Below are 15,170 nucleotides of genomic sequence, written 5' to 3' on the forward strand. Positions count from 1 at the left end.
GCACCCGCAGCCGAAGAACAACCAGGCGCCGCAGGCACACGCACCCGCAGCCGAAGAACAACCAGGCGCCGCAGGCACACGCACCCGCAGCCGAAGAACAACCAGGCGCCGCAGGCACACGCACCCGCAGCCGAAACACAACCAGGCGCCGCAGGCACACGCACCCGCAGCCGAAACACAACCAGGCGCCGCAGGCACACGCACCCGCAGAAGACACCCCCGCAGCCACCCTCAGTCCCAAGACCCCCGAGCCCCCGGCAACCCCCCCAGCTCCAAAAGGTCCGCAGAACTCAACCCCACCCCCACCGCCCCCGCGTTCTCGGAAACCCACCGCTCCCGCTTGGCCCCCGGCACCGGCACCACATGCCGCCCCTGCGCCAGCACCCACGCCAGCGCCACCTGCGCCGGCGTCACAGACTCCCCGTGCCGCCGCGCGACCCTCCGCAGCCCTGCGACGATCGGCTGGTTCGCCGCCATCATCTCCGCCGTGAACCGCGGATGCCGCGCCCGCATGTCGTCCGGCTCGAACCCCTCGCCCGGCGTCAACGTGCCCGTGAGGAACCCGTTCCCCAGCGGCATCGCCGCCAGGAAACCCACCCCGCGCGCCTCACACCACGGCAGCAGCGTCCGCACCGCCTCCGGCGACCACACCGACAGCTCCGCCTCGACCGCGCTCACCGGAAACACCTGCTGCACCCGCTCCAACTGCCGCAGCGTCCCCTCGTACAGACCGCGCCGGCCACCGCCCCGCCGCCCACCGCGCACCCCCACCGCGCACAGCCCCAGCGCCCGCACCTTCCCGGCCTGCACCAGTTCCGCCATCGCGCCCCACGTCTCCTCGACGGGCACCTCGGGGTCGGCACGGTGAAGCTGGTAGAGATCGATGACATCGGTCTGCAGCCGCCGCAGCGACGCGTCGCACGCCCGCTTCACATACCCCGGCCGCCCGTTCGCCACGATGTGCTGATCACCCACGAGCAGCCCGACCTTCGTCGACACGAACGCGTCCGCCCGCCGCTCCTTCAGCACCCGCCCGAGCAGCAACTCGTTCGTGAACGGCCCGTACATGTCCGCGGTGTCCAGCAGCGTCGAGCCCAGATCGAGCGCCCGGTGAACCGCCCTGACCGACTCCTCGCCCCGCTGCCGCGACCCGCTGTACGCCCAGCTCATCGGCATGCATCCGAGTCCGACGGCCCCCACGGAGAGTGCCGCCGCGCCGATCGTCCTGCGCTCCACCTGTGCGTGACCCTCCCTCTCCTGGCGTCCCCAACCTAACCTCTGCGCCTGCGGACACCTGACATAGCCTCCACTCATGACTGCTGACGTGACCGCCGACGTGTGGCTGCCCATCCCGCCCGACGAGATCGAGGGCCTTCCGGAGGGCCCGGCCTACCGTTTCTGGAACGGCGAGCCGGAGTTCCCCGCCGACCCGGCCGACTGCGCCTTCTACGTCGTGCCGTACATGAAGCCGAGCGGTGTCGGCGTACGCCCGCTGCCCGAGATGCGCGGTGTCCAGGTCGTCCAGACGCTGTCCGCCGGCATCGACCACGTCCAGCCCGGCCTGCCCCACCTCCGCCCCGGCGTCCGGCTGTGCAACGCCCGCGGCGTGCACGAGGCGAGCACCGCCGAACTGACCCTCACCCTCATCCTGTCCTCCCTGCGCGGCATCCCCGACTTCGTGCGGGCGCAGGAACGAGGCGAGTGGCTCGGCGGCTTCCGCCCCGCACTCGCCGACAAGACCGTCCTCATCGTCGGCTACGGCTCGATCGGCGCCGCGATCGAGGACCGGCTCGTGCCGTTCGAGCTCGCGCGGGTCGTGCGCGTCGCACGCTCCGCGCGCACGACGGAGCGCGGCCCTGTGCACCCGCTCACCGATCTGCCCGCCCTGCTGCCCGAGGCGGACGTCGTCGTGCTGTCCACCCCGCTCACCGACGCCACCCGGCACCTCGCCGACGCCGAGTTCCTGGCCCGGATGAAGGACGGCGCCCTGCTCGTCAACGTCGCGCGCGGCCCCGTCGTCGACACCAAGGCGCTGCTCGCCGAACTGGAGAGCGGGCGTATCACCGCGGCCCTGGACGTCACCGACCCCGAGCCGCTGCCGCGCGACCACCCCCTGTGGCGTGCGCCCGGCGTGCTCATCAGCCCGCATGTCGGAGGCCCCACGTCCGCCTTCATGCCCCGCGCGAAGCGGCTGCTCGTCGACCAGTTGACCCGTTTCGTGAACCGCGAGCCGCTGCGCAACGTGATCCTTACGACGGGGGAGGACGGCGGCGCGTAACCGGCCCCGGAGCCACACAAGCCCCACCGGCTCCGGTTCGGGTACCCTCCGCAGTCTCCCGAACGCGGGCCGTTCCCATGTTCCCACTGGTCGTCACGGAGCGTAGAGGAACTATGTCCCTGAGTGACGAGACTGGTGTATCGTCCGGACAGGGGCTGCGCCGCGCGCCGTTCGGCGCCGGGGATGGACATCTCAGAGTTGTGAGGGGGGCGACGGGCGATGTACGGCCTTTGGACCGATGACCCGACGCTGTCGGACCGCCGACGACGACCCTGGCGCACGGCGGCACGCACAGGGGGTCACCACGCCGACCACACCACGCACAAGAGCCGAACCGGCCATACCGGCCACAACGGCCAGCACCACGGCGGCCATCCGCACCACGGCGGCAGCCGGCGCAGCCACCGCAGTCACCACAGCCGGCACGCCCCGCACTCCCGCAGGCCCGGCGCCCGCAGGAGGAACGCCCACCCACCGCACCGGGACCCCCGGGACCCGGGAACGGCGCGGACCGGGAGGCCACGGTGAGCTCGCCCCCGCCCTCCGTGACCACCCTGGACGGCGCGCTGCGCACGCCGCCGCCCGTACCCGCGCCGCTGTCACGCCCGCCCGCCGGTGACGGCGCGCGCAACTTCGTCCACCAGCTGCTCCTGGCCCTCGTCTGCGCGGCGTACGCCGTCTGCTCCTCGTTCGACTGGGGCTCGCGGGAACTCGCTCTGATCATGGGCGACTTCGGGCTCGCCGTCGCGGCGGGTGCGGCGTCGGTCTCCTGCTTCTTCTACGCCCGCATCCGCCGGGTCCGCTTCCGGCCCGCCTGGATGCTGTTCGCCTTCTCCTCGGCCATGGCCGCCCTCGGCAACGGCGTGTGGGGCTGGTACGAGGTCGTGCTGGACCGGCCCGTGCCCAGCCCCTCCATCGCCGACCTGTTCTTCCTGTGCTTCGCGCCGCCCGCCATCGTCGGTCTGCTGGTGCTGGCCAAGCGGCCGGTGTCGAAGGCCGGTTGGGTGTGCCTGGCGCTGGACGCCTGGCTGATCGCCGGCTCGCTGCTCACCCTGGCCTGGAGCCTCGCGCTCGCCCAGGCGGCGAAGTTCGACGGCCCCAGCGTCACCCACGCGGCCCTGTCGCTGGCGTACCCGCTGCTGGACATCGCGCTGGTCAGCATGGTGCTCGTGCTGCACTTCCGGCGGTCGGCGGTGAACCGCACGGCCGTCAACACGGCGATCGGCGCGCTCGCCCTGACGGTGATGTGCGACGCGCTGTTCACGTCGCCGCTGCTGCACAACAACTACCGCTCGGGGCAACTGCTCGACGCGGGCTGGTTCGCCGGCTCACTGCTGCTCGCCTACGCTCCCTGGGCCGCGCCCCGGCACCCGCGAGGGAAGGCCGCCCACGGGCACACCCGCGTGGTCCACGAGCACCTGCCCGGCAGCCGGCGCGGCGAGCACCCCGGAAGCCCACGCGCCGAGCACCCCGCAGAGCACCACCCCGGCGGGCAGCGCGGCGGCCACCATCCGGTGCCCGAGACCTATGCGCCCGCCCTCGCGGCAACGGCCCCGGCTCCCGCGAGCCCGCCGCCCGCGCACGGGGCCGCCCCGGCCGGCGACCACGGCCGGTACATGGCCACCCGGCCCATCACCGGCTCCCTCGCCGCCCTCACGCCGTACCTCGCGGCCGCGGTCTGCACGCTGGGGATCCTCTACAACGTCCTCAACGGCCACAGCGTCTCGCGCGTGGTGCTGCTGACCGGCGGCACGGTCGTGCTCGCGCTCGTGGTCCGCCAGGGCATCATGCTGCTGGACAACATCACCCTCACCCAGGAGCTGGCGCAGAAGGAGAACCACTTCCGCTCCCTGGTGCAGGGCTCCAGCGACGTCATCATGATCGCCGCGCCCAGCGGCATCCTCCGGTACGTCTCCCCGGCCGCCGCCGGCGTCTACGGCTGCCCGGCCGAGGACCTGGTGGGCACGGAACTGGCCGGCCTGATCCATCCCGAGGACCTGGGGTGCGTGGTGCACGAGGTGCGCCGTTTCCTCGCCGCCAACCCGCAGGAAGAACCCACCACCCGCATCGAGTGCCGCTTCCGCTCCGGTGACGGCGGCTGGCTCAACGTCGAGTCGACCGTCAACCGCCACCAGGGCGGCCTGATCTTCAACAGCCGGGACGTCACGGAGCGCGTGCGCCTGCAGGCACAGCTCCAGCACAACGCCGAGCACGACCCGCTCACCGACCTGCCCAACCGATCGCTGTTCACCCGGCGCGTGCAGCAGGCGCTGTCCGGCCGCCGGGCCAGCGACCGCGGGCTCGCGCTGCGCAACACCGCGGTGCTCTTCATCGACCTCGACGGCTTCAAGGCCGTCAACGACACCATCGGCCACCAGGCCGGCGACGAACTGCTCGTGCAGGCCGCCCGAAGACTGCAGGACGCGGTCCGGCAGGGTGACACCGCGTCCCGGCTCGGCGGCGACGAGTTCGCGGCGCTGATCGCCGGCGACAACACCCGCGACCGAACCGAGCGGGAGCGCCACATCCTGGAGCTCGCCGACCGCCTCAGGCTCACGCTCTCGCAGCCGTACGAGATCGACGGCAGCGACGTCCGGGTCGCCGCCTCCATCGGCGTCGCCTTCGCCGAGCCGGGCCTCGGCGCCGGTGAGCTGCTGCGCAACGCCGATCTCGCGATGTACCGCGCCAAGGCGGGCGGCAAGGGCCGCGTCGAGCTGTACCGGCCCCAGATGCAGCAGGACGTCGTGCGCAAGGCGGAGCTGGCCGGCCGGCTCAGGGCGGCGCTGCACGACGGCGAGTTCTGTCTGCTGCACCAGCCGGTGGTGCGGCTGGAGGACGGCCGGATCACGGCGGTGTCCGCGCAGGCGCGCTGGCGTTCCTCGCAGGGCGTGCTGTTCACGCCCGCCGAGTTCCTGCGGGTCGCGGAGGACAGCGACAAGACCGCCGAGCTGGGCCGCTGGATGCTCCAGGAGGCCGTCGAGCAGGCGGCCGAGCGCACCGGTTCCGGCCGCGCCGTGCCGGTGGCCGTACGGGTCTCGGCGCGGCGGCTGCTGGACCGGTCGATGCCGCTGGGTTCGATCGAGGCCCTGCTGACCCGGCACGGGCTGCCCTCGGGGGCCCTGGTGATCGAACTGGCCGACCTGGACCCCCGAGTGCCGCTGGAGGAGCTGGAGCGGCGTCTGGCGGCCCTCAAGCGGCTCGGCGTACGCATCGCCCTGGACGGCTTCGGCAGCGGCTACGCGGCCATCACGGCGCTCAGGCGCCTGCCCGTCGACGTGCTGAAGCTGGACCGCGGCCTGGTGGAGGGGATCGTGGAGTCCGCCCGTCTGCACAAGATCACCGGCGGGTTGTTGCGGATCGCCGCCGACCTCGGGCTGCAGTCCGTCGCGGAGGGGGTGGACCTGCCCGAACAGGTCGTCGCCCTGCGCGCGATGGGCTGCACCCACGGCCAGGGCATGGCCTTCGCCGGCCCGCTGGACGAGTACCGGCTGCGCAGAGCGCTCACTTCCGGCCACTGCCCGGTGCCGCGCGGACCCGCGGAGCCGGCGTTCGCGGGCGGATTTCGCGCAGGTGTTCCGGCCGTTCTGGGAGGCGGGACGGCTTTGCGCTCACATGATGAGACTCCCGTCCCACCCACTTGACACCGGGTGCGTGCCGGGGGGAGGGTCAGTGCCATGCGCACCCGAATTCTCGTACTTGGACAGCGCGTCGGCTGACGCTGAGCCCTGATCGCTCAGCGACCCCCACCCGGCGCGCTCCCCTCGCTTGCCTTACGGCACGAGGGGTTTTTTGTTGCACAGGCAGCAAACGCACACCGCCCAAACTTCGCAAAAACCCTCAGCATCGAGAAGAGAATGCCGATGACCGAGCAGGCCACCGGGGCCCATCATCCGCAGCCGCGGCCCCGTTCCGGAGGACAGCAGCCTTCGCCCGTCGAGCACGTCACGGGTGCGCAGTCCCTCATCCGCTCCCTCGAGGAGGTCGGCGCGGACACGGTATTCGGCATTCCGGGCGGTGCGATCCTTCCCGCCTACGACCCGCTGATGGACTCCACCCGGGTGCGCCACGTCCTGGTCCGCCACGAGCAGGGCGCCGGCCACGCTGCCACCGGCTACGCGCAGGCCACCGGCAAGGTCGGCGTCTGCATGGCCACCTCGGGCCCCGGCGCCACCAACCTGGTCACGCCGATCGCCGACGCGCACATGGACTCCGTGCCGATGGTCGCGATCACCGGCCAGGTCGCGTCCACCTCGATCGGCACGGACGCCTTCCAGGAGGCGGACATCGTCGGCATCACCATGCCGATCACCAAGCACAACTTCCTCGTCACCAAGGCCGAGGACATCCCGCGGGTCATCGCGCAGGCGTTCCACATCGCCTCCACCGGCCGCCCGGGCCCGGTCCTGGTCGACATCTCCAAGGACGCCCTCCAGGCGAAGACCACCTTCACCTGGCCGCCCACCATGGACCTGCCCGGCTACCGCCCGGTGACCAAGCCGCACGCCAAGCAGATCCGCGAGGCCGCGAAGCTCATCACCGCCGCGAAGCGCCCCGTCCTCTACGTCGGCGGCGGCGTCCTGAAGGCCAAGGCCACCGCCGAGCTGAAGGTCCTCGCCGAACTGACCGGAGCGCCCGTCACCACCACCCTGATGGCGCTCGGCGCGTTCCCCGACAGCCACCCGCTGCACGTGGGAATGCCGGGCATGCACGGTGCGGTCACCGCCGTCACCGCGCTGCAGAAGGCCGACCTGATCGTCGCCCTCGGAGCCCGCTTCGACGACCGTGTCACCGGCAAGCTGGACAGCTTCGCGCCGTACGCGAAGATCGTCCACGCCGACATCGACCCGGCCGAGATCGGCAAGAACCGTGCCGCGGACGTGCCGATCGTGGGCGACGCCCGCGAGGTCATCGCCGACCTGATCCAGGCCGTGCAGAAGGAGCACAGCGAGGGCAACCAGGGCGACTACAGCGCATGGTGGAAGGACCTCAGCCGCTGGCGCGACACCTACCCGCTCGGCTACGACCAGCCCGAGGACGGCTCGCTGTCCCCGCAGCAGGTCATCGAGCGCATCGGCCAGCTCGCCCCCGAGGGCACGATCTTCGCCGCGGGCGTCGGCCAGCACCAGATGTGGGCCGCGCACTTCGTCAAGTACGAGAAGCCGGCGACCTGGCTGAACTCCGGCGGCGCCGGAACCATGGGCTACGCCGTCCCGGCGGCCATGGGCGCCAAGGCCGGCGCACCCGACCAGACGGTGTGGGCGATCGACGGCGACGGCTGCTTCCAGATGACCAATCAGGAGCTGACCACCTGCGCCCTGAACGGCATCCCGATCAAGGTCGCCATCATCAACAACGGCGCCCTCGGCATGGTCCGCCAGTGGCAGACGCTGTTCTACAACCAGCGCTACTCCAACACCGTCCTGCACTCCGGCCCGGAGCACGACGGCAAGGCGCCCGCCCAGGGCACCCGCGTCCCCGACTTCGTCAAGCTGTCGGAGGCCATGGGCTGCCACGCGATCCGCTGCGAGGACCCCGCCGACCTCGACAAGGTCATCGAAGAGGCGAACTCCATCAACGACCGCCCGGTCGTCATCGACTTCATCGTCCACCAGGACGCCATGGTCTGGCCGATGGTCGCCGCCGGCACCTCCAACGACGAGATCATGGCCGCCCGGGACGTCCGCCCCGACTTCGGCGACAACGAAGACGACTGACGGCAAGGAAGAGCAGAAACCATGTCCAAGCACACGCTCTCCGTCCTGGTGGAGAACACGCCGGGCATCCTCGCCCGCATCGCCGCCCTGTTCTCCCGGCGCGGCTTCAACATCGACTCGCTCGCGGTCGGCGTCACCGAGCACCCCGACATCTCCCGCATCACGATCGTGGTCGGTGTCGAGGAGCTGCCGCTGGAGCAGGTGACCAAGCAGCTCAACAAGCTGGTCAACGTGCTCAAGATCGTCGAGCTGGAGCCGTCGCAGGCCGTGCAGCGCGAACTCGTCCTGGTGAAGGTGCGCGCCGACAACGAGACGCGCTCCCAGATCGTCGAGATCGTCCAGCTCTTCCGCGCCAAGACCGTCGACGTCTCCCCGGACGCCGTCACGATCGAGGCGACCGGCTCCAGCGACAAGCTGTCCGCGATGCTGAAGATGCTCGAGCCGTACGGCATCAAGGAACTCGTGCAGTCCGGCACGATCGCCATCGGCCGCGGCGCCCGTTCGATCACGGACCGGTCGCTGCGCGCCCTGGACCGGTCGGCGTAAGGCCGGATTCGGGCGGTCGGGTGACACCGGCCGCCCGTATACCGAGACCCCGAAACTTCCCCTCCCCCCGCCGTCATACGGTGGGACGCAACACCCGTACACAAGGAGAGAACCCAAAGTGGCCGAGCTGTTCTACGACGCCGACGCCGACCTGTCCATCATCCAGGGCCGCAAGGTCGCGGTCATCGGTTACGGCAGCCAGGGCCACGCCCACGCGCTGTCGCTGCGTGACTCGGGTGTCGACGTGCGTGTCGGTCTGCACGAGGGCTCCAAGTCCAAGGCCAAGGCCGAGGAGCAGGGCCTGCGCGTGGTGACTCCGGCCGAGGCCGCCGCCGAGGCCGACGTCATCATGATCCTGATCCCGGACCCGATCCAGGCCCAGGTCTACGAGGAGTCCATCGCTCCCCACCTGTCGGACGGCAAGGCGCTGTTCTTCGCCCACGGCTTCAACATCCGCTTCGGCTTCATCAAGCCCCCGGCCGGCGTGGACGTCGCCCTGGTCGCCCCGAAGGGCCCGGGCCACCTGGTCCGCCGCCAGTACGAGGAGGGCCGCGGCGTCCCCGCGATCGCCGCCGTCGAGCAGGACGCCACCGGCAACGCCTTCGCGCTGGCCCTGTCGTACGCCAAGGCCATCGGCGGCACCCGCGCCGGTGTCATCAAGACGACCTTCACCGAGGAGACCGAGACCGACCTGTTCGGTGAGCAGGCCGTCCTCTGCGGCGGCGCCTCCGCCCTGGTGAAGGCCGGCTTCGAGACCCTGGTCGAGGCGGGCTACCAGCCCGAGATCGCCTACTTCGAGTGCCTGCACGAGCTGAAGCTGATCGTGGACCTCATGTACGAGGGCGGCCTGGAGAAGATGCGCTGGTCCGTCTCCGAGACCGCCGAGTGGGGCGACTACGTCACCGGCCCGCGCATCATCACCGACGCCACCAAGGCCGAGATGAAGCAGGTCCTCGCCGAGATCCAGGACGGCACCTTCGCCCGGACCTGGATGGACGAGTACCACGGCGGTCTGAAGAAGTACAACGAGTACAAGCAGCAGGACGCCGAGCACCTGCTGGAGACCACCGGCAAGCAGCTGCGCAAGCTGATGAGCTGGGTGAACGAGGAGGCGTAAGCCTCGGGCGAAGGGGCCGGAGCGAGACCGCTTCGGCCCCTTCGGCGAACCTCGGGTAACGTCGGTGGTACGGCGTTGTCCACCCCGTCCAGCCACGGATGGGTGATCCTTCCGCGGAGGCGTATTACGGCCCCCGCCACGCCACTAGACTGCTGCACAACACGCGTCAGGCCCACAGCGTCGTGCGTCTTCCGCGGTAGCCCCCCTCCACCGCCTGCGGCCGTCGGGACGGCCGTCCGCATCGCACATGTGAGGACTCACGTGAGCTCGAAACCCGTCGTACTCATCGCTGAAGAGCTGTCGCCCGCCACCGTCGACGCCCTCGGTCCGGACTTCGAGATCCGGCACTGCAACGGCGCGGACCGCGCCGAACTGCTGCCGGCCATCGCCGAGGTGGACGCGATCCTGATCCGCTCGGCCACCAAGGTCGACGCCGAGGCCATCGCCGCCGCGCGCAAGCTCAAGGTCGTCGCCCGCGCGGGCGTCGGCCTGGACAACGTCGACGTCTCCGCCGCCACCAAGGCCGGCGTGATGGTCGTCAACGCCCCCACCTCCAACATCGTGACCGCCGCCGAGCTGGCCTGCGGTCTGATCGTCGCGACCGCCCGTCACATCCCGCAGGCCAACGCCGCGCTGAAGAACGGCGAGTGGAAGCGGAGCAAGTACACGGGCGTGGAGCTGGCCGAGAAGACCCTCGGTGTCGTCGGCCTCGGCCGCATCGGCGCGCTGGTGGCCCAGCGCATGTCCGGCTTCGGTATGAAGGTCGTCGCCTACGACCCCTACGTGCAGCCGGCGCGCGCCGCGCAGATGGGCGTGAAGGTCCTCTCCCTGGACGAGCTGCTCGAGGTCTCCGACTTCATCACCGTCCACCTGCCGAAGACCCCCGAGACGCTCGGCCTGATCGGCGACGAGGCCCTGCGCAAGGTCAAGCCGAGCGTGCGGATCATCAACGCCGCGCGCGGTGGCATCGTCGACGAGCAGGCCCTGTACTCCGCCCTCAAGGAGGGCCGGGTCGCCGGTGCCGGTCTCGACGTGTACGCCAAGGAGCCCTGCACGGACTCCCCGCTGTTCGAGTTCGACCAGGTCGTGTGCACCCCGCACCTCGGCGCGTCGACCGACGAGGCCCAGGAGAAGGCGGGCATCGCGGTCGCCAAGTCCGTCCGCCTCGCGCTCGCCGGTGAGCTGGTCCCGGACGCGGTGAACGTCCAGGGCGGTGTCATCGCCGAGGACGTCAAGCCCGGTCTGCCGCTCGCCGAGCGCCTCGGCCGCATCTTCACGGCGCTCGCGGGCGAGGTCGCGGTCCGCCTCGACGTCGAGGTGTACGGCGAGATCACCCAGCACGACGTGAAGGTGCTCGAGCTGTCCGCGCTCAAGGGTGTCTTCGAGGACGTCGTCGACGAGACGGTCTCCTACGTCAACGCCCCGCTGTTCGCGCAGGAGCGCGGCGTCGAGGTCCGCCTGACCACCAGCTCGGAGTCGGCCGACCACCGCAACGTCGTCACCGTGCGCGGCACGCTCGGCACCGGCGAGGAGGTGTCGGTCTCCGGCACGCTGGCCGGCCCCAAGCACGTCCAGAAGATCGTCGCGGTCGGCGACTACGACGTGGACCTGGCGCTCGCCGAGCACATGGTCGTGCTGAAGTACGAGGACCGTCCCGGTGTCGTCGGCACCGTCGGCCGCATCCTCGGCGAGGCGGGCATCAACATCGCCGGCATGCAGGTCGCCCGTGCGGCGGTCGGCGGCGAGGCGCTCGCCGTCCTCACCGTCGACGACACCGTGCCGGCGGGTGTGCTGGCCGAGGTCGCCGAGGAGATCGGTGCCACCTCGGCCCGCTCGGTGAACCTGGTCTGATCCACCTGGTCCGACCCCTGCCGCAACGCCGGGTGGGGCTGAGGAGAACCTCAGCCCCACCCGGCGTTCGTGCGTCGTCAGGCGGCGATCTCGACCTCCGCCTGCTCCCGCACCCGTACGCCCCGCAGGGTGACGGCCGCGGCCACGCCCGCCCCCGCGAGCAGTACCGCACCCGCGATCGCCGCGCCCTGCATCCCGCTGGTGAACGCCTCCCGTGCCACCGCGGCCAGTCCCGGCACCTTCCCGGCGACGGCCAGCGCGCCGCCCAGGGTCTCGCGGGCCGCGTCCGGTGCCGAGGCCGGGATGCCGTGACGGTAGAGGGCCGTTCCGATGGAGCCGAGCACCGCCATTCCCAGCGCACCACCGAACTCGGCGCCCGTCTCCAGCAGGGAGGAGGCGGAGCCCGCCCGCTCGGCCGGGGCGGTGCCCAGTGCGAGATCGGTCATCTGGGAGATCACCATGACGATCCCGGAGGCCAGCACCCCGCACGCGGCCAGGACCAGCCACATCGAGTCGGTGCCGGCGAGGGCCAGCATCCCGTATCCGGCGGCGCCGATCAGGAAGCCCGCGGTGACGACATAGGCCCGCTCGACGCCCTTCTGCACCAGCGAGGTGGCCAGCGGCGCCGCCATGCCGATCGGCACCGACGGCAGCAGCGCCCACAGGGCCGCCTCCATCGCGCTCTTGCCGAGCACCGACTGCAGGTACTGCGTGGTGAAGAAGGCCGAGCCCATCATCCCGAAGGACGAGACCAGGTTGAGGACGACGGCCGGCGCGAACCCCCGTCCGCGGAACAGCTCCGGCGAGATCATCGGTGACACGGCCGTGCGCTGGCGGTGGACGAAGAGCGCGGCGAAGAACAGGCCGACGGTGATCGAGACGACGTACTCCGCGTGCCAGCCCTCGGACGGGATCTCCTTCAGGCCGTAGATCACGGGCAGCACGGCGGCCATGGACAGCGGCACGGACACCCAGTCGAAGCGGCCGGGCCGGGGGTTCTTCGACTCGGGCAGCAGGACGGGCCCGAGGACCAGCAGCAGTGCCATCGCGGGCAGGTTGACCAGGAAGACCGAGCCCCACCAGAAGTACTGGACGAGGACGCCGCTGAGCACCGAGCCGAGCGCGATGCCGCCCGTCATCACGCCGGACCACATCCCGATCGCCTTCGCGCGCTGCGCGGGGTCGGTGAACATCGTGCGGACGATCGCCATGGTGGACGGCATCAGGGTGGCCCCGCCGATGCCGAGGACGGCGCGGGCCGCGATCAGGGTCTCGGCGCTGTCCGCGTACGCGGCGACCAGTGAGGCGGCGCCGAACGCGGCCGCGCCGATCAGCAGCAGCCGGCGGCGTCCGATGCGGTCGCCCAGCGAGCCCATCGTCATCAGCAGGCCGGCCAGCACGAACGCGTAGATGTCGAAGATCCACAGCTGCTGGGTGCCGCTCGGCGCCAGATCGGCGCTGATCGCGGGGATCGCGAAGTACAGCACCGAGACATCCATCGAGACCAGCAGCAGCGGAAGCATCAGCACGCCGAGGGCGGTCCATTCACGGCGTCCGGCTCGGGCGGCCGGGAGCGGGGTGGTGCTCTTCGGGTTCGTCATGGCAGTGACTGTACGCACGTATTAAACGGTTGTCTAGAACGCTTGTGTAAGTCAGTCGTATAGGACGTCTGTATGGATCGGCGGTAGGCTGCCCGCCATGGGACACCGTGAGGATCTGCTCGAGGGCGCCAAGCGCTGCCTGCTCCAGAAGGGCTTCCTGCGCACGACGGCGCGCGACATCGTCAAGGAGTCGGGGACCAACCTGGCCTCGATCGGCTACCACTACGGCTCGAAGGACGCCCTGCTCGTGCAGGCGTACGTCGAGCTGATCGAGGGCGTCGGCGAGACCTTCGACCCCGGCCGGGGCGCGGACGCGGGGACGGCCGCCCCGCCCGGATCGCTGGAGCGGTTCCAGGAGATGTGGGCGGCCATCATCCGGGCCGTGCCCGAGTCGCGGGCGATCTGGCTGCTCAGCTTCGAGCTGCTCTTCCAGGGCGACCGGCTGCCCGAGGTGCGCAAGCTGCTGGCCGAGGCCCAGGTGGAGGGCCGCAAGGGCATCCTGGCGATGTTCAACGGCGTCCCCGAGAGCGAGCTGGACGAGGCGTCGGTCGACACCGAGGGCCGCTTCTACCAGACCCTGCTCAACGGCCTGATGGTCCAGTGGCTCTTCGACCCGGACTCGGCGACTGACGCGGACCAGCTCACCGAGGGTTTGCGCCGGGTCATCAGGGGTGCTGCGCCGAACTGACACCGAGGGAAGCCCGCGAAGTGGGCGCGGGGAACTGCGCGACAGACCATGACGAAACCGCAGACGAAACCCGGCCCAAGCGGCGCAGACGCAGGCGCCGCAGGTCAGAGCCGCGCAGCCTTCAGCGCCATGTGCAGCAGCAGCCGGTCCTCCCCGTCGTCCAGGTCCAGGCCCGTCAGCTGCTCGACCCGGGACAGCCGGTAGTACAGGGTCTGCCGGTGGATGCCCAACTGGGCCGCCGTGCGCCCCGCCTGGCCCGCGCAGTCGAGGAACACCTCGGTGGTGCGGGCCAGTTCGCGGTGGGCGGCGGTGAGCAGCGGCGCCACCACCGGATCCGCGGCCGTCGCCGGCGGCAGGGAGATCAGCAGCCGGTACGGCCCGATACCGGACCACTCGGCGACGGGGCCGAAGCGTGCGTCGGCCAGCGCCGCGCGCGCCGCCGCCGACGCCTCCTGCCAGGCCGCGCCCAGCTCGGCGATGCCGGTGCGGGCCGCGGCGATCCCGGCGACGGCCCCGGCGGCGACGGACGCCGAGGCGCCGACACCGGCGCCCGCCCGCTCCCGCAGCCGTGTGGCCACCGACACCGCCGGCGTCACCGTCTGCGTCGACCGCAGCCGCACCAGCACCGCCAGACAGTGCTCGGTCACGCCCCACGGCACCGTGCACAGCGCCTCGGCCCCCGGCAGGGTCCGCACCGACGGCGCCTCGGCCGGGTCGGCCGACGGCCAGGGCGCCACGCACACCACCGTGTGCGGCCCGTCCGCCCGCACCCCCAGCGCCGTGCGCAGCTCCGCCACCGCCGCGTCCCGCTGCCAGCCCGGCTCCGCAGCCAGCACCGCCCGCAGCTCCCGGGTCAGGTCGGCGCCGTGCTGCGCCTCGTCCGCGAGCAGCGCGCCGATGCGGGCCGTCACCTCCATGGCGGCGGCCAGCTGGGCGTCGCTCGGCCCGGGTTCGCCGTCCAGCAGCCAGACGTAGCCGAGGACGACCCCCCGATGGCGCACCGGCAGGCAGATCCGGCCCCGGTACACCCCGGCGTCCGGGGTCGGCGGGATACGGACCGGGCCGGTGGCCCGGGTGATGCCGAAGCCCTCGAACCAGGCGCGGACGGCCGCCGTGGAGCGCCGGGTGAGGATCGAGCGGGTGCGCACCGGGTCCAGGACCGTCGGATCGAGGTCGCCCTCGTCGTCGTAGGCACCGAAGGCGATCAGTTCGAAGTCACGGTTCTCCAGGGTCGCCGGAGCGCCGAGCAGCTCCGAGATCTCGTCCACGAGCTCCTGATAGTCACCCCTGTGTTCCGCTGTCACCCGGGCATTCTCCCGCATCTCGCCCCGGCCTTCATACATCTGTCTGAGATCCCGGGCACGGATGCGTGACA

At 71.4% G+C, this 15,170-nt stretch carries 10 protein-coding genes; 7 read left to right on the forward strand and 3 right to left on the reverse strand.

The annotated features are described in order from the left end of the window. Window positions 1-231: 231 nt before the first annotated feature. Window positions 232-1,236, reverse strand: coding sequence for an aldo/keto reductase (locus tag ACZ67Q_RS30385; protein ID WP_471188646.1), 1,005 nt, complete (start codon window positions 1,234-1,236; stop codon window positions 232-234). A gap of 76 nt (window positions 1,237-1,312) precedes the next feature. Here ACZ67Q_RS30385 and ACZ67Q_RS30390 point away from each other — a divergent pair, with 76 nt between their 5' ends. The 6 genes from ACZ67Q_RS30390 to serA all read left to right on the forward strand — a co-directional run bounded on the left by ACZ67Q_RS30390 (window position 1,313) and on the right by serA (window position 11,506). Beyond that, window positions 1,313-2,278, forward strand: a complete 966-nt coding sequence (locus tag ACZ67Q_RS30390; protein ID WP_471188648.1) for a 2-hydroxyacid dehydrogenase — start codon at window positions 1,313-1,315, stop codon at window positions 2,276-2,278. A 524-nt stretch (window positions 2,279-2,802) separates the two neighbouring features. Then, entirely contained in the window at window positions 2,803-5,919 is a 3,117-nt protein-coding gene (locus ACZ67Q_RS30395) for a putative bifunctional diguanylate cyclase/phosphodiesterase (protein WP_471188650.1), read from the forward strand. A gap of 213 nt (window positions 5,920-6,132) precedes the next feature. Then, window positions 6,133-7,992 (forward strand): acetolactate synthase large subunit, encoded by a 1,860-nt coding sequence (locus ACZ67Q_RS30400; RefSeq protein ID WP_471188653.1) that lies wholly within the window; start codon window positions 6,133-6,135, stop codon window positions 7,990-7,992. Window positions 7,993-8,013: 21 nt separating this feature from the next. Then, complete coding sequence (gene ilvN / locus ACZ67Q_RS30405; RefSeq protein ID WP_361627826.1) at window positions 8,014-8,538, forward strand: acetolactate synthase small subunit; 525 nt, start codon at window positions 8,014-8,016, stop codon at window positions 8,536-8,538. A 118-nt stretch (window positions 8,539-8,656) separates the two neighbouring features. Continuing rightward, window positions 8,657-9,655, forward strand: coding sequence for a ketol-acid reductoisomerase (gene ilvC / locus ACZ67Q_RS30410; protein ID WP_471188656.1), 999 nt, complete (start codon window positions 8,657-8,659; stop codon window positions 9,653-9,655). Between the two features lie 261 nt (window positions 9,656-9,916). Further along, window positions 9,917-11,506, forward strand: coding sequence for a phosphoglycerate dehydrogenase (gene serA / locus ACZ67Q_RS30415; protein ID WP_471188658.1), 1,590 nt, complete (start codon window positions 9,917-9,919; stop codon window positions 11,504-11,506). A 77-nt stretch (window positions 11,507-11,583) separates the two neighbouring features. Here the strand turns inward: serA and ACZ67Q_RS30420 are convergent, their stop codons facing one another. Next, window positions 11,584-13,107 carry an MFS transporter gene (locus ACZ67Q_RS30420; RefSeq protein ID WP_471188660.1) on the reverse strand — a complete coding sequence of 508 codons (1,524 nt, stop codon included), beginning with the start codon at window positions 13,105-13,107 and terminating at the stop codon, window positions 11,584-11,586. 97 nt (window positions 13,108-13,204) lie between these two features. Between ACZ67Q_RS30420 and ACZ67Q_RS30425 the strand changes: the two genes are divergently transcribed. Continuing rightward, window positions 13,205-13,795 carry a TetR/AcrR family transcriptional regulator gene (locus tag ACZ67Q_RS30425; RefSeq protein ID WP_471188663.1) on the forward strand — a complete coding sequence of 197 codons (591 nt, stop codon included), beginning with the start codon at window positions 13,205-13,207 and terminating at the stop codon, window positions 13,793-13,795. 104 nt (window positions 13,796-13,899) lie between these two features. Here ACZ67Q_RS30425 and ACZ67Q_RS30430 read toward each other — a convergent pair whose 3' ends face one another. Next, complete coding sequence (locus ACZ67Q_RS30430; protein WP_471188665.1) at window positions 13,900-15,117, reverse strand: PucR family transcriptional regulator; 1,218 nt, start codon at window positions 15,115-15,117, stop codon at window positions 13,900-13,902. Window positions 15,118-15,170: the final 53 nt, after the last annotated feature.

It is taken from the genome of Streptomyces sp. NPDC036813 (assembly GCF_055609245.1).

What these genes read in the sequence shown, in the direction of transcription:
- ACZ67Q_RS30390 (WP_471188648.1), top strand. Translation starts at nt 1,313, where the DNA reads ATGACTGCTGACGTGACCGCCGACGTGTGGCTGCCCATCCCGCCCGAC.
- ACZ67Q_RS30400 (WP_471188653.1), top strand. Translation starts at nt 6,133, where the DNA reads ATGCCGATGACCGAGCAGGCCACCGGGGCCCATCATCCGCAGCCGCGG.
- ilvN (WP_361627826.1), top strand. Translation starts at nt 8,014, where the DNA reads ATGTCCAAGCACACGCTCTCCGTCCTGGTGGAGAACACGCCGGGCATC.
- ACZ67Q_RS30420 (WP_471188660.1), bottom strand. Translation starts at nt 13,107, where the DNA reads ATGACGAACCCGAAGAGCACCACCCCGCTCCCGGCCGCCCGAGCCGGA.
- ACZ67Q_RS30425 (WP_471188663.1), top strand. Translation starts at nt 13,205, where the DNA reads ATGGGACACCGTGAGGATCTGCTCGAGGGCGCCAAGCGCTGCCTGCTC.
- ACZ67Q_RS30430 (WP_471188665.1), bottom strand. Translation starts at nt 15,117, where the DNA reads ATGCGGGAGAATGCCCGGGTGACAGCGGAACACAGGGGTGACTATCAG.